Source organism: Pseudomonas sp. FFPRI_1, assembly GCF_055384485.1.
Genome location: NZ_AP029168.1, coordinates 2,837,865 through 2,860,641 on the forward strand (window position 1 = coordinate 2,837,865; position 22,777 = coordinate 2,860,641).

General features: G+C 69.6%; 2 protein-coding genes (1 of these 2 running past the window's edge). Both read left to right on the plus strand.

What is annotated here, in order from left to right:
* Complete coding sequence (locus ACZ5BO_RS12740; RefSeq protein WP_464700162.1) at positions 1-13,095, plus strand: amino acid adenylation domain-containing protein; 13,095 nt, start codon at positions 1-3, stop codon at positions 13,093-13,095.
* A protein-coding gene (locus ACZ5BO_RS12745) for an amino acid adenylation domain-containing protein (protein WP_464700164.1) crosses the window boundary here: on the plus strand, positions 13,092-22,777 show its 5' portion. 5,005 nt of this gene lie beyond the right edge of the window; 9,686 of the gene's 14,691 nt are visible here — the first part of the coding sequence; its start codon is at positions 13,092-13,094; its stop codon lies beyond the right edge, outside the window. Before ACZ5BO_RS12740 ends, ACZ5BO_RS12745 begins: the two co-directional genes overlap by 4 nt.

The following is a 22,777-nucleotide window of genomic DNA, read 5'->3' on the forward strand; positions in this document are numbered from 1 at the left end:
ATGCAGTTCAGCGAATTGATGGCAGTTCTTTCGACCCTCGCGATCCGTCTTCAACGGGAGGCGCAGGACCTGATCGTCCAGGGGGATGACGAGGCGCTGGATGACGCCCTCTGGGACCGCCTGATCGAGCACAAGGCGCAGCTTCTGGCGCTGGTGACGGAGCAGGGCGGCGCCTGGCTGAGCCCGGCGTTCCGGATCACCCCGGAGATGCTGCCCCTCGTGCAGCTGGACCCGCCGGCCATCGAGCGCATCGTCGCTGGGGTGCCGGGCGGCGCCGCCAACGTGCAGGACATCTACCCCCTAGCGCCGCTGCAGGAGGGCATGCTCTATCACTACCTGTCTGCGCCCGAGGGCGATCCCTACGTGCTGCAGGCGCGCTTCGCGTTTGCCAGCGATGAACACCTGCAGGTCTTTGCCGAGGCCCTGCAATGGGTGGTCGAGCGCCATGACATCCTGCGCACGGCGATTGCCTGGGAAAGCCTCGACGAACCGCTGCAGGTGGTCTGGCGCCACGCTGCGCTGGTGTGTGAAGCGGTGACGCTGGCGCCTGGTGGCGGCGACGTCCTGAGCCAGTTGCAGGCGCGCTACGATGCCCGGCACTGGCGCCTGGATCTGCGCCAGGCACCACTGCTGCGCCTGGTGCATGCCGCGGACCCGGAGAATCGGCGCCAGGTGGCGCTGCTGCTGTTCCACCACATCGCCCTGGACCACTCGGCCCTGGACGTGGTGCGCCAGGAAATCCAGGCCTTCCTGCTGGGGCACCGGGCACAGCTGCCGGCACCCGTGGCCTTTCGCAATCACCTCGCCCAGGCCCGCCTGGGCCAGAGCGCGGCGCAGCACGAAGCCTTTTTTCGCGAGATGCTTGGCGACATCGACGAGCCGACCCTGCCCTGTGGCCTGGGGGACGTGCAGGGCACGGGCGGGCAGATCGAAGAACACCGGGTGACCCTGGACCGCTCCCTGAGCCAGCGCCTGCGCAGCCAGGCCCGGCAACTGGGGGTGAGCACCGCGAGCCTGATGCACCTGGCCCTGGCCCGGGTCCTGGGGCAGTTGTCGGGGCGCGAGGCGGTGGTCTTCGGCACCGTGCTGCTGGGGCGCATGGAGGCTGGCGAAGGCGGCGAGCGGGCCCTGGGCATGTTCATCAACACCTTGCCCTTGCGGGTGGATGTGGGCGCCCAGGGCGTGCGTGCTGGGGTCCTGGCCACGCACCAGCGGCTGACCGCGCTGCTGGCCCATGAGCACGCGTCCCTGGCCCTGGCCCAGCGCTGCAGCGGGGTCAGCGCGCCGACCCCGTTGTTCAGCGCCATGCTCAACTACCGTCACAGCCACGCCGGGGACGGCGCCGAGGTCCAGGAACTGGTTCCGGGCATCCAGGTGCTGGGGGCCGAGGAGCGCACCAACTACCCGCTGACGATCAACATCGACGACCTGGGCGAGGACCTGCGTATTACTGCCCTGGCGGACCTGCGCCTGGGCGCCGAGCGCATCGGCGGTTACCTGCTGACCGCCCTGGAGAGCCTGGCCCTGGCCCTGCAGGCCACGCCCGAGGCGCCTCTGCACAGCCTGGAAATACTCCCGGCCAGCGAGCGGCGCTACCTGCTGCAAGGGCTGAACACGCCCCTGGGGCATTACCCGGAACCCCTGCTGATCCATCAGCAGGTAGAGGCCCAGGCCCGGGTCCAGCCCGAGGCCCCGGCGCTGATCCACCTGCAGCAACGCATGAGCTACGGCGAACTCAACCAGCGTGCCAACCAGGTGGCCCATCGCTTGCTGGCGCTGGGGGTGCGCCCGGACCAGCGAGTGGCGATCTGCGTCGAACGTGGCCCGGAAATGATCATTGGCCTGCTGGGGATCCTCAAGGCCGGCGGCGCCTACGTGCCCATCGACCCGGCCTACCCCCGGGAACGCATCGCCTACACCCTGCAGGACAGTGCCCCGGTGGCGTTGCTGGTACAGGCCCAGACCCAGGCCCTGGTGGCCGAGTTGCAAGTGCCGCTGCTGGACCTCGACAGCCCGACCCTGGCCTACGAGTCCCGGGACAACCCCGAGGTGCCGGGGCTGACCCCGGCGCACCTGGCCTATGTGATCTACACCTCCGGTTCCACCGGCCTGCCCAAAGGGGTGATGGTGGAGCACCGCAACGTCACCCGGCTGTTTGCCGCCACCCGCGACTGGTTCGATTTCAACTGGCGCGATGTGTGGGCGCTGTTCCATTCCTTTGCCTTCGATTTCTCGGTGTGGGAGATCTGGGGCGCGCTGGTTCATGGCGGGCAACTGCTGGTGGTGCCCCAGGCCCTCAGCCGTTCGCCAGAGGCCTGCTACGCGCTGCTCTGCGAAGCCTCGGTGAGCATCCTCAACCAGACCCCTAGCGCCTTCCGCTCGTTGATCGCGGCCCAGGGCCAGAGCTCGCTCAAGCACTCCCTGCGCCAGGTGATCTTTGGTGGCGAAGCCCTGGAGCCGGGAATGCTCAAGCCCTGGTACGCCCGGGTGGAGAATGTCGGCACCCAGCTGGTGAACATGTACGGCATCACCGAAACCACGGTGCACGTGACCTATCGCCCGCTGCAGGCAGCGGATGCCCAACTGGTGGGCAGCAGCCCCATCGGCCGGCGCATTCCCGACCTGCAGCTGTACGTCCTCGATGCCCGGCGCGAGCCGGTGCCCACTGGCGTGGTGGGCGAGCTGTATGTTGGCGGGGCCGGGGTCGCCCGCGGCTACCTCAACCGCGATCAGCTCACCGCCGAGCGCTTCATTGTCGACCCCTTCAGTGCCCAGCCGGGCGCACGCTTGTACAAGACCGGCGACCTGGCCCGCTGGCGCGGCGATGGCAGCCTGGAGTACCTGGGGCGCAATGACGACCAGGTGAAGATCCGCGGTTTCCGCATCGAGCTGGGGGAGATCGAAGCCCGCCTGGCGGACTGCGACGGGGTGCGCGAGGCGGTGGTGATCGCCCGGGAAGACAGCCCGGGGGACAAGCGCCTGGTGGCCTATGTGATTGCCCGGCCAGACGCGACGCCAAGCGCCGCGCACCTGCGCGAGCAACTGCAGCGGACCCTCGCCGACTACATGCTGCCCAGCGCTTTCGTGCGGCTGCAGGCCTGGCCTCTGACCACCAACGGCAAGCTCGACCGCAAGGCCCTGCCGGCCCCGGACGGCGAGTCGCTGGCCCGGCGTGAATACCAGGCGCCCGAGGGTGAGGTGGAGCAGGCCATCGCGCGGATCTGGCAGGAGCTGTTGCACCTGCCGCAGGTGGGCCGCCAGGACAATTTCTTCGAGCTGGGCGGGCATTCGCTGCTGGCGGTCAAGCTGATGGAACGCATGCGCCAGGTGAACCTGTGCGCCGACGTGCGGGTGCTGTTCGGCCAGCCGACCCTGGCCGCCCTGGCAGGGGCGGTGGGTAGCCAGCGCGAGGTGCAGGTGCCGGCCAACCGCATCGAGCCGACGTGCCAGCACATCACCCCGCAGTTGCTGCCCCTGGCGGACCTCGACCAGCCGGGAATCGACCGGGTCCTGGCACAGGTGCCCGGCGGGGTCGCCAACGTCCAGGACATCTATGCCCTGGCGCCCCTGCAGGCGGGGATCCTCTATCACCACCTGAGCAGCGCCGAGGGCGATCCCTACGGGCTCCAGGTGCAGTTCGAATTCGACGGCGAAGACGCCCTGCAGACCTTCACCCTGGCGTTGCAGCAGGTGATCCAGCGCCACGACATCCTGCGCACCAGCGTGGTCTGGGAAGGCCTCGACGAACCGGTGCAGGTGGTCTGGCGTCGGGCCTCGCTGGCGGTGGAAGTGCTGGCGCCGGAGCCGGCCGCGGGCTCGACCCTGGAGCAGTTGCAGGCGCACTTCGATCCCCGGCGCTATCGCCTGGACCTGACCCGGGCGCCCCTGCTGCGCCTGGCCTGTGCCCAGGAGCCGGGGCAGCAACGCTGGTTCGCCAGCCTGTTGTTCCATCACCTGGCCCTGGATCACACCTCCCTGGAAGTGCTGGTGGAGGAAATCAGCAGCGTGCTGCAGGGCCGCGCCGGGCAATTGCCGGCGCCGGCGCCGTACCGCAACTATGTGGCCCAGGCCCGCCTGGGGCTTAGCGAAGCGGACCATCAGGGGTTCTTTCGCGAGATGCTCGGGGACATCGACGAGCCGACCCTGGCGTTCGGTCTGCAGGACGTCAACCGCGACGGCAGTGGCATTCGCGAATCCCAGCGGCACCTGCCACCGGCCTTGTGCCGGCGCCTGCGGGTGCAGGCGCGGCGGCTCGGGGTCAGCGTCGCCAGCCTGATGCACCTGGCCTGGGGCCGGGTGCTCGGGCAATTGTCCGGCCGTGACGAGGTGGTGTTCGGCACCGTGCTGCTGGGCCGCCTGCAGGGCGGTGCCGGGGCCGATCGGGCCCTGGGCATGTTCATCAACACCCTGCCGCTGCGGGTCAGCCTTGGTGCCCAGGGCGTGGCAGCAGCGCTGCGCAGCACCCATGCGCGGCTCTCGCAGTTGCTTGGGCATGAGCACGCGTCCCTGGCCCTGGCCCAGCGTTGCAGCGCTGTGCCGGCGTCGCTGCCGCTGTTCAACAGCCTGCTCAACTACCGCCACAGCGCCGCTGCCAATGGCCAGGGAGCCGCGGCCTGGGAGGGCATTCGCGTGCTCGATTCCGAGGAGCGCAGCAACTACCCGCTGGCCCTGAACATCGACGATGACGCCGAAGGCTTGCGCCTCACCGTGCAAGCCGTGGCGCAGGTGGAGGGGGCGCGGGTCTGCGCTTACCTGGAGTGCACCCTGGAACACCTGGCCCAGGCCCTCGAACAGGCACCGACCCAGGCTCTGGAGCAGATCCCGGTGCTGCCGGACGCCGAGCGTCGGCAACTGCTGCAGGCCTTCAACGCCACCGACCGCGATTACCCCCGTGAGCAGACCCTGCACCAGCAGTTCGAGGCCCTGGCCCTGGCCCATCCGCAGCGGGTGGCAGTGGTGGAGGGCGATGGGCAACTGAGCTACGGCGAACTCAACCGCCGGGCCAACCAGTTGGCCCACCACCTGCTGGAACTGGGGGTGCAACCCGGCGACGCGGTGGCGATCCTGTTGCCGCGCTCCCAGGACCTGCTGGTGAGCCAGCTGGCCATCAGCAAGTGCGCCGCGGCCTATGTGCCCCTGGACATCAACGCCCCGGCCCAGCGCCAGGGCTTCATGGTGCACGACAGCCAGAGCGTGGCCTGGCTGACCCGCAGCGACCAGGTACTGGAGTGCCCGGCGCGGCGCGTCGACCTGGACCGCGTGCGCCTGGACCTGTTGCCCGAGCACAACCCGGCCCTGGCCCAGTCCGCCGAGACCCCGGTGTACGTCATGTACACCTCCGGCTCCACCGGCCAGCCCAAGGGCGTGCAGGTGCCGCACCGGGCCGTGAGCCGGCTGGTGATCAACAACGGCTACGCCGATTTCAATCCCCAGGACCGGGTGGCCTTCGCCTCCAATCCAGCCTTCGATGCCAGCACCATGGACGTCTGGGGCGCCTTGCTCAACGGGGGGCGAGTGGTGGTGATCGATCACCACACCCTGCTCGAACCGGCGCGCTTCGGCCACGCGCTGAGTGCCTCGGGGGCCACCGTGCTGTTCGTCACCACGGCCTTGTTCAACCAGTACGTGCAGCTGATTCCCCAGGCCCTCAAGGGCTTGCGGATCCTCCTCTGCGGTGGTGAACGGGCCGACCCGGCGGCCTTCCGCCGGTTGCTGGCCGAGGCGCCGCAACTGCGCCTGGTGCATTGCTACGGCCCCACCGAAACCACCACCTACGCCACCACCCACGACGTCCACTCCCTGCCCGCGGACGCCGAGCACGTGCCCATTGGCCGGCCGATTTCCAACACCCGGGTGTATGTCCTGGATGCCCGGCAGCAGTTGCTGCCCATCGGCGCCCAGGGCGAGATCGTCATCGGTGGCGACGGCGTGGCCCTGGGCTATCTCAACCGCCCTGAACTGAACGCCGAGAAGTTCATCCGCGACCCCTTCAGCGAGCGCCCCGGTGCCTTGCTGTATCGCACTGGGGACATTGGCCGCTGGCTGCAGAGCGGGCTGCTGGAATGCCTGGGGCGCAACGACGACCAGGTGAAGATCCGCGGCCTGCGCATCGAGCTGGGAGAAATCGAGGCCCGCCTGACGGCCTGCCCCGGAGTCAAGGACGGCGTGGTCCTGGCCCGCGAGGATGAACCGGGGGACAAGCGCCTGGTGGCCTATTACACGGTGCCGGCCGGCACCCCTGCGCCGTCCGGCGAAGCCTTGCGCGAGCACCTGCAACAGCAGTTGCCGGACTACATGGTGCCCCTGGCCTATGTGCGCCTCGACGCGCTGCCCCTGACCAACAACGGCAAGCTCGACCGCAAGGCCTTGCCGGCACCGGACCCTTCGGCCCTGCTCAGTCGCGCCTTCGTGGCCCCCGAGGGCGAAGTGGAGACGGCCCTGGCGCGGATCTGGAGCGAGTTGCTGAAGGTCGAGCAGGTCGGCCGCCACGATCATTTCTTCGAACTCGGCGGGCACTCGCTGTTGGCAGTGAGCCTGATCGAACGCATGCGCCAGATCGGCCTCAACGCCGATGTGCGGGTGCTGTTCAGCCAGCCGACCCTGGCGGCCCTGGCAGGCGCCGTGGGCAGCGGCCGCGAGGTGCAGGTGCCGGGCAACCGCATCACCGTCGATTGCCCGCGCATCACCCCCGACCTGCTGCCCCTGGTGACCCTGGACCAGGCGGCCATCGACCGGGTGGTCGCCAGCGTGCCCGGCGGCGTCGCCAATGTGCAGGACATCTACCCCCTGGCGCCGCTGCAGGAGGGCATCGTCTACCACCACCTGAGCGCCGAACAGGGCGACCCCTACCTGCTGCAGTCACGCCTGGCGTTCGACAGCCTGGAGCGCCTGCAACGCTTTGCCGGGGCCTTGCAACAGGTGATCCAGCGCCATGACATCTTGCGCACCGCGGTGCTCTGGGAGGGCTTGCCGCAGCCGCTGCAAGTGGTCTGGCGCGAGGCTCGGCTGCAGGTCCTGGAGCAGTTCCTGGACCCGGCGCAGGGCGATCTGCTGGAGCAACTGCACCAGCGCTTCGACGCCCGGCATTGGCGCCTGGACCTGGCCCAGGCGCCGCTGATCCGCATGGTCTACGCCCAGGACCCGGCGCAGCAGCGGGTGGTGGCGATCCTGCTGTTCCACCACCTGGCCCTGGACCATACCGCGATGGAGGTGGTGGGCGAGGAAATGCGCGCGCTGCTGTTCGACCAGCCCGAGCGCCTCGGCACCCCGGTGCCTTACCGCAACTACGTGGCTCAGGCGCTGCTGGGGGCCGGGCAGGCGGAGCATGAGGCCTTCTTCCGCGAGATGCTCGGTGACATCGACGAGCCGACCCTGCCGTTCGCCGTGGCGGATGTGCAGGGCGATGGCCGCGACATCGAAGAGGCCCATGTGCCCCTGCCGGACCCGCTGAGCCGGCGCCTGCGCGAGCAGGCCCGGCAGCTGGGAGTCAGCGCTGCGGCGCTGATGCACCTGGCCTGGGGGCTGGTGCTGGGCCAGGTGTCCAACCGCCAGCAGGTGGTGTTCGGCACCGTGCTCATGGGGCGCATGCAGGGCGGCGAGGGTGCCGACCGTGCCCTGGGGGTGTTCATCAACACCCTGCCGGTGCGGGTGGATGTGCAGGGCGGGGTGCGGGCCGGGGTCAAGGCCACCCATGCCCGGCTCAGCGCCTTGCTCGGCCACGAACACGCGTCCCTGGCCCTGGCCCAGCGCTGCAGCGCCGTGGCGGCCGGCGCGCCGCTGTTCAGCGCCTTGCTCAACTACCGCCACAGCGCCGCGGATGCCGGAGCCCAGGAGGGCCTGGATATCTGGCAGGGGGTGCAGCTGCTGGGGGGCGAAGAGCGCAGCAACTACCCCCTGAGCCTGAGCGTCGATGACCTGGGCCAAGGCTTCGGCCTGTCGTTGCTGGCCCTGGCCTCGATCGGCGCCCGGCGCCTGGGCGACTACATGCTCGGCACCCTGGAACAATTGGCCGATGCCCTGGAACAGCACCCGGACCTGCCCCTGGCACAGCTGTCGGTATTGCCGGTGGCGGAGCGCGAGCAACTGCTGGAGGGCTTCAATGCCCAGGGCGCCGACTACCCCCGCGGGCAAACCTTGCATGGCCTGTTCGAAGCCCGGGTGCAGCAAGCGCCCGAGGCCCTGGCCGTGGTCCAGGGGCCGTTGCAGCTGAGTTATCGCGAGCTCAACCGGCGGGCCAATCAACTGGCCCGGCACCTGCTGGCGCTCGGGGTGCGCCCTGACGACCGCGTGGCGCTGTGCCTGCCGCGTGGCCCGCAACTGCTGCTGGGGATGCTGGCGATCCTCAAGGCCGGGGCCGGCTACGTGCCCATCGACCCGGGCCAGCCACTGGAGCGCATCGCCTACCTGCTGCAGGACAGCGCACCCCGGGCGGTGCTGGTGCAGGGCGCTACCTGCGAGTTGCCGGGGAACCACGGGGGCGTGCAGATCGATCTCGACGGCTGCGACTGGCAGATGAGCGGGCCGGACAATCCGCAGGTGGCCGGTTTGACCCCGGCGCACCTGGCCTATGTGATCTACACCTCCGGCTCCACCGGGCTGCCCAAGGGCGTGATGGTGGAGCACCAGAGCCTGGAGAATCTGATTCACTGGCACTGCGCAAGCTTTGGCGTGGGCCCCGGCAGCCAGGTCTCCAGCCTTGCCGGCCTGGGGTTTGACGCCATGGCCTGGGAAGTCTGGCCGGCCCTGTGCAGCGGCGCGACCTTGCACCTGCCGCCGAGCGAGGTCGGCAGCCAGGACCTCGACGCACTGCTGGACTGGTGGCGGGCCCAGCCCCTGGACGTGAGCTTCCTGCCGACCCCGGTGGCCGAATACGCCTTCAGCCAGGCGCTCGGGCACCCGAGCCTGCGCACCCTGCTGGTGGGCGGTGATCGCCTGCGCCAGTTCCCCCGGGACCCGGGGTTCGCGGTGATCAACAACTACGGCCCCACCGAAGCCACGGTGGTCGCCACCTCCGGACGGATGAGCGCCGGTGGTGTGCTGCACATCGGCCGGCCCATGGCCAATGCCCGGGTCTACCTGCTGGACGAGGCGCAGCGCCCGGTGCCCCTGGGGGTGTGCGGCGAGCTGTACGTGGCGGGTGCCGGGGTGGCCCGGGGTTATCTCAACCGTCCCGAACTGAGCGCCGAGCGTTTCCTCAATGACCCGTTTCGCGCCGAGCCCGAGGCGCGCATGTACCGCACCGGCGACCTGGGCCGCTACCTGGCGGACGGCAGCATCGAGTACCTGGGGCGCAACGATGATCAGGTGAAGATTCGCGGCATGCGCATCGAGCCCGGGGAAATCGAGGCGGCGCTGCTGACCCATGGGGCCCTCAAGGAGGCCCTGGTGCTGGTGGCGCAAGGGCGCCTGCTGGCCTATTTCACCCTGCACGCCCGCGGCCAGGGGCCGGCGCCCGAGGACCTGCGCGACCATCTGCTGGGCCGCTTGCCGGACGCCATGCTGCCGGTGGCCTATGTGCAACTGGATGCCTTGCCCCTGACCGCCAACGGCAAGCTCGACCGCAAGGCCCTGCCACAGCCGGAGCAGGGCGCCTGGCTGAGCCGGGAATACCAGGCCCCCGAGGGCGAGGTGGAAATTGCCCTGGCGCAGATCTGGAGCGAGTTGCTGCAGGTCGAGCGGGTCGGCCGCCACGATCACTTCTTCGAACTGGGCGGGCATTCGCTGCTGGCGGTGAGCCTGATCGAGCGCATGCGCCAGATGGGCCTGAGTACCGATGTGCGGGCGCTGTTCAGCCAGCCGACCCTGGCCGCCCTGGCGGCTGCCGTGGGCAGCGGCCGCGAAGTGCCGGTGCCGGCCAACCTCATCGCCGCCGATTGCCTGAGCATCACCCCGCAGTTGTTGCCATTGATCGAGCTGGACCAGGCGGCCATCGAGCGTATCGTCGCCACGGTGCCCGGCGGGGTCGGCAACGTGCAGGACATCTACCCCCTGGCGCCGTTGCAGGAAGGCATTCTCTACCACCACCTGAGTGCACGCCAAGGCGACCCCTACCTGCTGCAATCGCAGCTGGCGTTCGACAGTCGGCAGCGCCTGGAGGATTTCGCCGCAGCCCTGCAACGGGTTGTCGAACGCCACGACATCCTGCGCACGGCGGTGCTCTGGGAGGGCTTGAAACAGCCGGTGCAAGTGGTCTGGCGCCAGGCCCGGGTCGAGCTGGAGGAGGTCAGTGTCAGCGCTGGCGATGCGCTGCAGCAGTTGCTCCAGCGCTGCGATCCGCGGCATTCGCGACTGGACCTGAGCCGTGCGCCGCTGATGCGCCTGGTGCATGCCCAGGACCCGGCCCGGCAGCGGACCGTGGCGATCCTGCTGTTCCATCACATGGTCCTGGACCACACCGCCCTGGACGTGGTGCGCGAGGAAATCCAGGCCTGCCTGCTGGGGCAGGAACCGGTGGGCAAGGCGATCCCCTACCGCAACTACGTGGCCCAGGCGCGCCTGGGGGTCAGCCGCGAGGAGCACGAGGCGTTCTTTGGCGACATGCTCGGCGACATCGACGAGCCGACCCTGGCGTTCGGCCTGCAGGACGTGCAGGGCGACGGTGACGCCATCGAGGAGTTCCAGCAGTCCCTGGAGGCCGGGCTGAGCACGCGCCTGCGCGCCCAGGCGCGGTTGCTCGGGGTCAGCGCCGCGAGCCTGTTCCACCTGGCCTGGGCCCGGGTCCTGAGTGTCACTTCGGGCCAGGAGCACGTGGTGTTCGGCACCGTGCTGCTGGGGCGCCTGCAAGCCGGGCAGGGCGCCGACCGGGCCCTGGGCATGTTCATCAACACCCTGCCGTTGCGGGTCGATTTCGACGACCGTGGCACTCGCGCTGCGGTCAAGGCCACCCACGCCCGGCTCAGCGCCTTGCTGGGGCATGAACATGCCTCCCTGGCCCTGGCCCAGCGTTGCAGCGCAGTCGCCGCGCCGTTGCCGCTGTTCAGCGCCATGCTCAACTACCGCCATGGTTCCGACGCGGCCCCGAGCGAGGCGGTGCAACGGGCCTGGCAGGGCATCCAGACCCTGCACAGCGAGGAGCGCACCAACTACCCCCTGAGCCTCAACGTCGATGACCTCGGGCAAGGCTTCCGGCTCACCGCGATGACCCTGGCGCGGATCGGCGCGCAGCGTATCTGCGGCTACATGGAACAGGCCCTGACAGCCCTGGTGGACAACCTCGAACAGGCGCCGCAACGGCCACTGCGCCAGGTGCCGATCCTGCCGCAGCAGGAGCGCCGGCAACTGCTGGAAGGCTTCAACGCCACGGCCCGCGACTACCCTCTGGAACAGACCCTGCACGGGCTGTTCGAGGCCCAGGTGCGGCGCAGCCCCGACGCCCCGGCGGTGCAGGCTGGCGAGCAGTCGCTGAGCTACCGCGAACTCAACCAGCAGGCCAATCAACTGGCCGGGCACCTGCGGCAACTGGGCGTCGGCCCGGACGCCCGGGTGGCAATCTGCGTCGAGCGCGGGCTGGGCATGGTCATCGGCTTGCTGGCGATCCTCAAGGCCGGTGGCGCCTATGTGCCGATCGACCCGGCTTACCCGCCCGAGCGCATCGCCTACATGCTGCAGGACAGTGCGCCCCTGGCGGTGCTCGTCGAAGGTTCGACCCGTGAACTGCTGGGTGAGTTGAGCGTGCCCCGGGTGGACCTCGACCAGCCACGCTGGCGCGGGCAGCCGGTGGCCAACCCGGAGCTTGGCGGCCTGAGCCCGAGCCACCTGGCCTACGTGATCTACACCTCCGGTTCCACCGGCCAGCCCAAGGGGGCGATGAACGAGCACCGGGCGGTGGTCAACCGCCTGCTGTGGATGCAGGAGCAATACAGTCTGGGCGCCGACGACGCGGTGCTGCAGAAGACCCCGTTCAGCTTCGACGTGTCGGTCTGGGAATTCTTCTGGCCGCTGTTCACCGGGGCACGCCTGGTGATGGCCCGTCCCCACGGCCACAAGGACCCCGCCTACCTGCGCCAGGTGATCCGCGAGCAGGGCATCAGCACCTTGCACTTCGTGCCGTCGATGCTCGACGTGTTCCTGGCCCATGGCGACAGTGTGGACAGCCTCGGCCTGCGCCAGGTGATGTGCAGCGGCGAGGCCCTGCCGGGCAGCCTGGTGCGCCGCTTCAAGGCGCAGTTGCCAGAGGTCGGACTGTACAACCTGTACGGTCCTACCGAGGCGGCAGTGGACGTCACCGCCTGGGACTGCGCCGGCCCGCTGGCGCAGACTCCGGACCACACGCCGATCGGCAAGCCGATCGCCAACACCCGGATGTACCTGCTGGATGCCCAGTTGCAGCCGGTGCCCCTGGGGGTGGTGGGCGAACTGTACATCGGCGGGGTGCAGGTGGCCCGGGGCTACCTGAATCGCCCGCAACTCAGCGCCGAGCGCTTCCTCGATGACCCGTTCAGCGCTGAACCCGGGGCGCGGATGTACCGCACCGGCGACCTGGGCCGCTATCAGGCCGACGGCACCCTCGACTACCTGGGGCGCAACGACGACCAGGTGAAGATCCGCGGCCTGCGCATCGAGCTGGGGGAAATCCAGGCCCGCCTGAGCCAGCTGGAGGAGGTCAAGGAAGCGCTGGTCCTGGCCCGTGAAGACGTGCCGGGCGACCAGCGCCTGGTGGCCTACTACACCACCGCCGAGGCGGCCCGGCCACTGCCGGTGGAACAGCTGCGGGCCCGGTTGCTGAAGCAGTTGCCGGACTACATGGTGCCGGCGCAGTTCGTGCACCTGCAGGCCTGGCCCCTGAGCCCCAACGGCAAGCTGGCGCGCAAGGAGCTGCCGGCGCCGGGGCTGGAGGCGGTTCAGGTGCGCGAGTACCAGGCGCCCATCGGCGACACCGAGATCCTCCTGGCCCGGCTCTGGGCCGAACTGCTCAAGGTCGAGCGGGTGGGGCGCGATGATCATTTCTTTGAGCTGGGCGGCCACTCGCTGCTGGCGGTCAGCCTGATCAGCCGGATGCGTGATGAAGGCCTGGAAGCCGATGTCAGGGCGTTGTTCGAACACCCGACCCTGGCGGACTACGCGGCAATTACCGAACGAATGGAGATCGTCCTGTGAGCGTGATCGAACTGTTGGCGACACTGAAGGAAAAGGACGTCCAGCTGGTGCTCAAGGGTGACCAACTGGTGGTCCAGGGCAACAAGCAGGCCCTGAGCGAGCCGGCCTTGCTGGCGCGGCTGCGCGAGTACAAGCCGGAGCTGATCGAACTGATCAGGGCCGGGCAGTACCGGCCGGCCAAGGCCGGTCAGGTGGCCGTGCCGGCCAATGGCATCAGCCTTCACACCACCCGCATCACCCCGGACCTGCTGCCCCTGGCCCAGCTCGACCAGGAGGCCATCGAGCGCATCGTCGCCACGGTGCCGGGCGGGGTCGCCAACGTGCAGGACATCTACCCCCTGGCGCCGTTGCAGGAGGGGATTCTCTATCACCACGTGAGTGCCGTGCAGGGTGATCCCTATGTCATGCAGGCGCAGTTCGCCTTCGCCAGCCTGGCGCGCCTGGAGGCCTTCGCCGAAGCCTTGCGCGGGGTCATCGCGCGTCACGACATCCTGCGCACCGCGGTGCTCTGGGATGGCCTGGAACAACCGATGCAGGTGGTCTGGCGCGAGGCTGGGCTGACCCTGCAGGAGGTCGAGAGCGACCCTGCGGGCGGTGATGTCCTGGCCCAGTTGCACGGGCGTTTCGACGCCCGGCACTACCGCCTGGACATCAGCCAGGCGCCGATGCTGCGCCTGGTCCATGCCCGGGACGAGGCCGGCGGGCGCATCGTCGCCATCCTGCTGTTCCATCACATGGCCCTGGACCACAGCGCCCTGGATGTGGTGCGCCATGAGATGCAGGCCTTCCTCAGCGGCAAGGCCGAACTCCTGGGGCCGGCCCTGCCGTTTCGCAACTACGTGGCCCAGGCCCGGCTGGGCATCAGCGAAGAGGAGCACGAAGCCTTCTTCCGCCAGATGCTCGGGGACATCGACGAGCCGACCCTGCCGTTCGGCCTGCAGGACGTGCAAGGCGATGGCCGTGCCATCGAAGAGCGCAGCCTGGCCCTGCCGGCGCTGTTGAGCCAGCGCCTGCGAACCCAGGCGCGGCAGGCCGGGGTCAGTGCCGCGAGCCTGTTCCACCTGGCCTGGGGCCGGGTGCTGGGGACCCTGGCCGGCAAGCACAAGGTGGTGTTCGGCACCGTGCTGATGGGGCGCCTGCAAGGCGCCGAGGCCACCGAGCGGGCCCTGGGGATTTTCATCAACACCTTGCCGTTTCGCCAGGACCTGGACGGGCAGGGCCTGAGCGACGCGCTCAAGGCCACCCACGGGCGCCTGACCACCTTGCTCCGCCACGAACACGCGGCCCTGGCCCTGGCCCAGCGTTGCAGCGGAGTCAGCGCGCCGACCCCGCTGTTCAGCGCCTTGCTCAACTACCGCCACAGCGCCGCGGGTGCCAGCGCCGAGGCCCAGGCCGCCTGGGCCGGGATCAGCACCCTGCACTCCGAGGAGCGCACCAACTACCCCCTGACCCTGAGCGTCGACGACCTCGGCGAAGGCTTCAGCCTGACCTTGCTGGCCAGCACCCAGGTCGACCCGCAACGCATCCTCGGCTACCTGCTGTGCACCCTGGAGAACCTTGCCCAGGCGCTGGAGCACAGTCCGCAACGGGCCCTGGACCAGTTGTCGATCCTGCCGTCGGCCGAGCGTGAGCTGGTGCTGCAAGGCTTCAACCGCAGCACCGTCGACTACCCCCAGGGCCAGACCGTCCACGGGCGCATCGAGGCCCAGGCGGCGCGTGACCCGGACGCGCTGGCGGCCTGTTGCCAGGGTCGGAGCCTGAGTTATGGCGAACTCGATCGCCAGGCCAACCTGCTGGCCCGCCAGTTGCACGGGCTGGGGATCGGCCCCGACGACCGGGTGGCAATCGTCGCCCGGCGCAGTCTGGAAACCCTGGTGGGCCTGCTGGCGATCCTCAAGGCCGGGGCCTGCTACGTGCCCATCGATCCGGCCCATCCCACCGAGCGCCTGAACTACCTGCTGCAGGACAGCGCGCCCCGGGCCGTGCTGACCCAGGCCGAGCTGCTGGGCCGCCTGCCCCCCCTGGCAGTGCCGCTGATCGAACTCGATTCGCGCCTGTGGCAAGGCCCGGCCAGTGCCCCCCTGCAGGTGCCCGGGCTGACCCCCGCGCACCTGGCCTACGTGATCTACACCTCCGGCTCCACCGGCCTGCCCAAGGGGGTGATGGTGGAGCACCAGAGCCTGTGCAACCTGGTGGACTGGCACGCCCGGGTCTTCGAACTGCGCCCCGGCAGCCAGACCTCCAGCCTCGCCGGTTTCGGTTTCGATGCCATGGCCTGGGAAGTCTGGCCGGCGCTGTGCGTGGGCGCCACCCTGCACCTGGCGCCGGCCCACGACGGCAGCGAGGACGTGGACGCTTTGCTCGCCTGGTGGCGCGCCCAGCCCCTGGACGTGAGCTTCCTGCCGACGCCGGTGGCCGAGTACGCCTTCAGCCAGGCACTCGGACACCCGAGCCTGCGCAGCCTGCTGATCGGTGGCGACCGCCTGCGCCAGTTCAGCCACGACCCGGGGTTTGCCCTGATCAACAACTACGGCCCCACCGAGGCCACGGTGGTCGCCACCTCCGGCCCGATCGAGGCCGGGCAGGGGCTGGACATCGGCCGGCCGATGGACAATGCACGCATCTACCTGCTGGACGAGCGCCAGCAGCCAGTGCCGATTGGCGTGGCCGGTGAACTCTATGTGGGCGGCGCCGGGGTGGCCCGGGGTTACCTCAACCGTCCCGAGCTGACCGCCGAACGCTTTCTCGACGACCCGTTCAGCCCCCAGCCTGCGGCGCGCATGTACCGCACCGGCGACCTGGCCCGCTGGCTGGCGGACGGGCGCATCGAGTACCTGGGGCGCAACGACGACCAGGTGAAGATCCGTGGCGTGCGCATCGAACTGGGGGAAATCGAGACTCGCCTCAATCAGTATCCGGGGGTCCAGGAAGCAGTACTCCTGGCCCGTGAAGACCAGCCCGGCAACCCGCGGCTGGTGGCCTATTTCACCGTGCAGGACAGTGCCGGCGAAGTGCTGCCCGGCGAATTGCGCGCCCACCTGCTGGCGCAACTGCCGGACTACATGGTGCCGGTGGCCTACGTGAAGCTCGACGCCTTGCCCCTGACCGCCAACGGCAAGCTCGACCGCAAGGCCTTGCCGGCGCCGGATCAGGCCGCGCTGTTCAGCCGTGAATACCAGGCCCCTGCCGGCCCCACGGAAATCGCCCTGGCGGCCATCTGGGCCGAAGTCCTGCACCTGCAGCGGGTGGGCCGGCATGACCACTTCTTCGAGCTGGGCGGCCACTCGTTGCTGGCCATGCGCATGGTGTCCCAGGTGCGCCAGCGCCTGGGGCTGGAGCTGGCCCTGGGCGAGCTGTTCGCCAATGCCGAATTGAGCGCCGTGGCCGCGGTGCTCGACCGCGCCGGGCGCAGCCAGTTGCCGGAGATCTTCCCGGCGACCCAGGACCAGGACCTGCCGCTGTCCTTTGCCCAGCAGCGCCTGTGGTTCCTGGCACAGATGGACGGCGCCGCCAGCGCCTACAACATTCCCGTGGGCCTGGGCCTGCGCGGCCAGCTGGATCGCCAGGCGCTGCAGCAGGCCCTGTCGACCATCGTTGCCCGGCACGCCACCCTGCGCAGCCGCTTCGTCTGCCTCGACGAGCAACCCCAGGTGCTGGTGGGCCCGGTGGACGCCGCCCTGGAACTGGTGTTCGAGGACCTGCGCGAAGCGCCCCTGACCCTGGCCGAGCGGGTGCGCCAGGAAGCTGCCATGCCTTTCGATCTGGAGCAGGGGCCGGTGATCCGCGGGCGCCTGCTGGCCCTGGCGGACGATCACCACGTGCTGCTGCTGACCCTGCACCACATCGTCACCGACGGCTGGTCCATGGGCGTGCTGACCCGTGAACTGGTGGCCCTGTACGAGGCCTTCAGCCAGGGCCGGCCGGACCCGCTGCCACCGCTGCCGGTGCAGTACAGCGACTTTGCCCTGTGGCAGCGGCGCTGGCTCAGCGGCGAGGTGCTGCAGCAGCAGGGCGACTACTGGCGCCAGACCCTGGCCGATGCCCCGACCCTGCTGATGCTGCCCACTGACCGGCCGCGGCCGTTGCAGCAGGATTATCGCGGGGGCAGTGTGCCGATCCTGCTCGATCCGCAACTGAGCACCCAGCTCAAGGCCCTGGGCCAGCGCCATGGCTGCACCTTGTACATGACCCTGCTGGCGGGCTGGGGCTTGCTGCTGGGGCGGCTGTCGGCCCAGAGCGACCTGGTGATCGGCACGCCGGTGGCCAACCGCATGCGCGCCGAGGTCGAGGGCCTGATCGGCCTGTTCGTCAACACCCTGGCCCTGCGCCTGGAGGTGAGCGGCGAACAGAGCGTGGCCGAACTGCTGGCCCAGGTCCGCGCCCGCAGCCTGGCGGCCCAGGCCCACCAGGACCTGCCGTTCGAGCAGGTGGTGGAAATCGTCCGGCCCCAGCGCAGCCTGTCCCACAGCCCGTTGTTCCAGGCGGTGCTGACCTGGGTCGACAACTTCGCCCAGGACCTGGTGCTGGGCGAGCTGAAGCTCGAAGGCGTGGCCGGCGCCAGCCAGGTGGCCAAGTTCGACCTGACCCTGAGCCTGGGGGAGAGCCAGGGGCAGATCCTCGGTTCCCTGGACTACGCCACGGCGCTGTTCGATGCCGAGACCGTGCAGCGCTATGCCGGCTATCTGGTGCAGGTGCTGCGGGCGATGGTGGCGGACGACCGGCAAGCCCTGGCCCAGGTGCCGTTGCTGGAACAGGCCGGGCGCCGGCAATTGCTAGAGGATTTCAACGCCAGCAGCGCCGACTACCCACGGGGCCGGACCCTGCACCAGCGTTTTCAAGCCTGGGTTGCCGAGCAGCCCGAGGCCATCGCGGTGCAGGCCGGCGAGCAGCAGCTGAGCTACGCCGAGCTCAATGGCCGGGCCAATCAACTGGCCCATCACCTGCGCCAACTCGGGGTTGGCCCGGACGTGCGGGTGGCGATCTGTGTCGAGCGCGGCCTGGAGATGCTGGTCGGCCTGCTGGCGATTCTCAAGGCCGGCGGCGCCTATGTACCCATCGACCCCAGCCACCCGCAGGAGCGTATTGCCTACCTGCTGCAGGACAGTGCGCCGCTGGTGCTGCTGGTGCAGGGCGCGACCCGGGCCCTGGTCGGTGCCCCGGCACTGCCGGTGCTCGACCTCGACCGGCCGGACTGGGGCTCGCAGCCTTTGAGCAACCCCCAGGTGCCGGGGCTGAACACTCGCCACCTGGCCTATGTGATCTACACCTCCGGCTCCACCGGCGAGCCCAAGGGCGTGATGGTGGAGCACGACAGCCTGGAAAACCTGCTGGACTGGCATTGCCAGGCGTTCGACCTGGGGCCGGGCCGGCACACCTCCAGCGTCGCCGGCTTCGGCTTCGACGCCATGGCCTGGGAACTCTGGCCAGCCCTCTGCGGCGGCGCGACCTTGCACCTGGCGCCGGCCAGCATCGGCCACCAGGACATCGACCAACTGCTGCACTGGTGGCGTGCCCAGCCGCTGGATGTGAGTTTCCTGCCGACCCCGGTGGCCGAATACGCCTTCAGCCAGGACCTCGGCCATCCGCGCCTGCGCAGCCTGCTGGTGGGCGGTGACCGCCTGCGCCAGTTCAGCCGCGAGCAGGGTTATGCCCTGGTCAACAACTACGGCCCCACCGAGGCCACGGTGGTCGCCACCTCCGGCCTGATCGAAGCCGGCGGCAGCCTGGACATCGGTCGGCCGATCGCCAACGCGCGCATCTACCTGCTGGATGAACAGCAGCGGCCGGTGCCCATCGGTGTGCCGGGCGAGCTTTACGTGGGCGGTGCCGGGGTGGCCCGGGGTTACCTCAATCGCCCTGAACTGACCGCCGAGCGCTTCCTTGACGACCCGTTCAGTCCCCAGCCTGCGGCGCGCATGTACCGCACCGGCGACCTGGCCCGCTGGCGTGCCGACGGGCGCATCGAGTACCTGGGGCGCAACGACGACCAGGTGAAGATCCGCGGTGTGCGCATCGAACTGGGGGAGATCGAGACCTGCCTCAACCAGCTCCCGGGGATCCAGGAGGCGGTGCTGCTGGCCCGGGAAGACCAGCCGGGGCAGACCCGCCTGGTGGCCTATTTCACCGCGTCCGGCAACCGGGCGCCGACCCCGGGTGAACTGCGCGCGCAACTGCTCGGGCAATTGCCCGAGTACATGGTGCCGGCGGCCTATGTGCGCCTGGATGCCTTGCCCCTGACCGCCAACGGCAAGCTGGATCGCCGGGCGCTGCCGCTGCCGCCCCTGGATGCGCTGCTGTCCCGGGACTATGTGGCGCCCCAGGGCGCCAGCGAGCAGGCCCTGGCCGAGATCTGGAGCGAGTTGCTGCAGGTGCCGCGGGTCGGGCGTCACGATCACTTCTTCGAGCTGGGCGGCCACTCGCTGCTGGCCATGCGCATGCTGTCCCAGGTGCGCCAGCGCCTGGGCCGGGAGCTGGCCCTGGGCGAGCTGTTCGCCAATGCCGAGCTGAGCGCGGTGGCCGAGGCCCTGGCCCGGTCCGCGCACAGCAGCCTGCCGGACCTGTTGCCGGCCCCGCGGGACCAGCCGTTGCCGCTGTCCTTCGCCCAGCAGCGGCTGTGGTTCCTGGCGCAGATGGAGGGCGCCAACACCGCCTACAACATTCCCATCGGCCTGCGCTTGCGCGGGCAACTGGACGGTGAGGCGCTGCAGCGGGCCCTGGAGCGCATCGTCGCGCGCCACGAAACCCTGCGCAGTCGCTTCGCCCAGTACGCGGATGAAGCCGAGGTGCTGATCGCGCCGCTGGAAGCCGGGCTGGACCTGCAAGTGGAAAACCTGCGGGGCCATCCCCAGGCCCAGGAGGCCTTGCAGGCCCTGGTCCAAGGCGAGGCCTCGGCGCCGTTCGACCTGGAACGCGGGCCGTTGATCCGCGGGCGCCTGATCCGCTTGGCGGACGAGCACCATGTACTGTTGCTGACCCTGCACCACATCGTCAGCGACGGCTGGTCCATGGGCGTGCTGACCCGCGAGCTGGTGGCGCTGTACGCCGCCTTCAGCCGTGGCCTGCCCGACCCGTTGCCGCCGCTGGCGGTGCAGTACAGCGATTTCGCCCACTGGCAGCGGCAATGGCTCAGCGGCGCGGTGCTGGAGCAGCAGGCGCAGTACTGGCGTCAGGCCCTGGACGGGGCCCCGGCCTTACTCATGTTGCCCACCGACCGGCCGCGGCCGGCCCAGCAGGACTATGCCGGCAGCAGCGTCGAGGTGCGCCTGGACAGCCAGCTGACCGCCGGCCTGCGGGCCTTGAGCCAGCGCCACGGTACGACCTTGTACATGACCCTGATGGGCGCCTGGGCGCTGTTGCTCGGGCGCTTGTCGGGCCAGGCCGAGGTGGTGATCGGCACCCCGGTGGCCAACCGCATGCGCGCCGAGGTCGAAGGGTTGATCGGCCTGTTCGTCAACACCCTGGCCCTGCGCCTGGACCTGGGGGCCGCGCCCCGGGTGGAGGCCTTGCTGGCCCAGGTCAAGGCCCGCACCCTGGAGGCCCAGGCCCATCAGCACCTGCCGTTCGAGCAGGTGGTGGAAATCCTTCGGCCGCTGCGCAGCCTGTCCCACAGCCCGCTGTTCCAGACCCTGCTGACCTGGCAGAACGGCGACGGCCCGCAACTTGTGCTGGGGGACCTGCAACTGGAGGGCATCCACGAGGCCAGCCACTTCGCCAAGTTCGACCTGTCCCTGAGCCTGGGGGAGGTCCAGGACCACATCGAAGGCACCCTGGAATACGCCACGGCGCTGTTCGACGAGGCGACCATGCAGCGTTATGTCGGTTACCTACAGCGGGTGCTGCAGGCCATGGTGGCGGACGACCAGCAGTTGCTGGAAGCGCTGCCGCTGATCGATGCCCAGGAGCGCCAGCAACTGCTGGAAGGCTTCAACGCCACGGCCCGCGCCTACCCCCTGGAACAGACCCTGCAAGGGCTGTTCGAGGCGCAGGTGCAACGCAGCCCCGAGGCCCTGGCGGTGCAGGCCGGCGAGCAGTCGCTGAGCTACCGCGAGCTCAACCAGCAGGCCAACCAGCTGGCCGGGCACCTGCTGCAACTGGGCGTGGGCCCGGATGCGCGGGTGGCGATCTGCGTCGAGCGCGGGCTGGGCATGGTGGTCGGCCTGCTGGCGATCCTCAAGGCCGGCGGCGCCTATGTGCCGATCGACCCGGCCTATCCCCGTGAGCGCATCGCCTACATGCTGCAGGACAGCGCGCCCCTGGCGGTGCTCGCCGAAGGCTCGACCCGCGAATTGCTGGGTGAGTTGAACCTGCCCCTGGTGGACCTCGACCAGCCGCTGTGGCAGCGCCAGCCACGGGTCAACCCGCGGGTGAGCGGGTTGACCCCGGGGCACCTGGCTTACGTGATCTACACCTCCGGTTCCACCGGCCAGCCCAAGGGGGCGATGAACGAGCACCGGGCGGTGGTCAACCGCCTGCTGTGGATGCAGGAGCAGTACCGCCTGACGGCGGACGATGCGGTGTTGCAGAAGACCCCGTTCAGTTTCGACGTGTCGGTCTGGGAGTTCTTCTGGCCGTTGTTCACTGGCGCACGGCTGGTGATGGCGCGCCCCGAGGGGCACAAGGACCCGGCCTACCTGCGGCAACTGATCCGCGAGCAGGGCATCACTACCTTGCACTTCGTGCCCTCGATGCTCGACGTGTTCCTGGCCTATGGCGATACCCAGGACTGCAGTGGCCTGCGCCAGGTGATGTGCAGCGGCGAGGCCCTGCCGGGCAGCCTGGTGCGGCGCTTCAAACAGCAGTTGCCGGCCACCGCGCTGCACAACCTGTACGGCCCCACCGAGGCGGCGGTGGACGTCACCGCCTGGGATTGCGCCGGCCCGCTGGCGCAGACCCCGGACAACACGCCGATCGGCAAGCCGATCGCCAACACCCGGATGTACCTGCTGGACCCGCAGCGCCAGCCGGTGCCACGGGGCGTGGTGGGCGAGCTGTACATCGGCGGGGTGCAAGTGGCGCGGGGCTACCTGAATCGCCCGCAACTCAGCGCCGAGCGGTTCCTCGATGACCCGTTCAGTGCTGAACCCGGGGCGCGGATGTACCGCACCGGCGACCTGGGCCGCTACCTGGCGGACGGCAATATCGAGTACCTGGGGCGCAACGATGATCAAGTCAAGATCCGTGGCCTGCGCATCGAACTGGGGGAAATCCAGGCCCGCCTGACCCAGCAGCCAGGGGTCAAGGAAGCGGTGGTCCTGGCCCGCGAAGACGTGCCCGGCGACCAGCGCCTGGTGGCCTACTACACCACCGCCGAGGGGCAGTCGGCGTTGCCGCTGGAGCCGTTGCGTCGAGCGTTGCTGGAGCAGTTGCCGGAGTACATGGTGCCGGCGCTGTTCGTGCACCTGGAAGCGTTGCCCCTGAGCCCCAACGGCAAGCTGGCGCGCAAGGAACTGCCGGCGCCGGGGCTGGAGGCGGTTCAGGTGCGCGAGTACCAGGCGCCCATCGGCGACACCGAGATCCTCCTGGCCCGGCTCTGGGCCGAGCTGCTCAAGGTCGAGCGGGTGGGGCGCCACGACCACTTCTTCGAACTGGGCGGCCACTCGCTGCTGGCGGTGAGCCTGATCGGGCGCATGCGCCGCGCCGGGCTGTCGGCGGATGTGCGGGTGCTGTTCGGCCAGCCGACCCT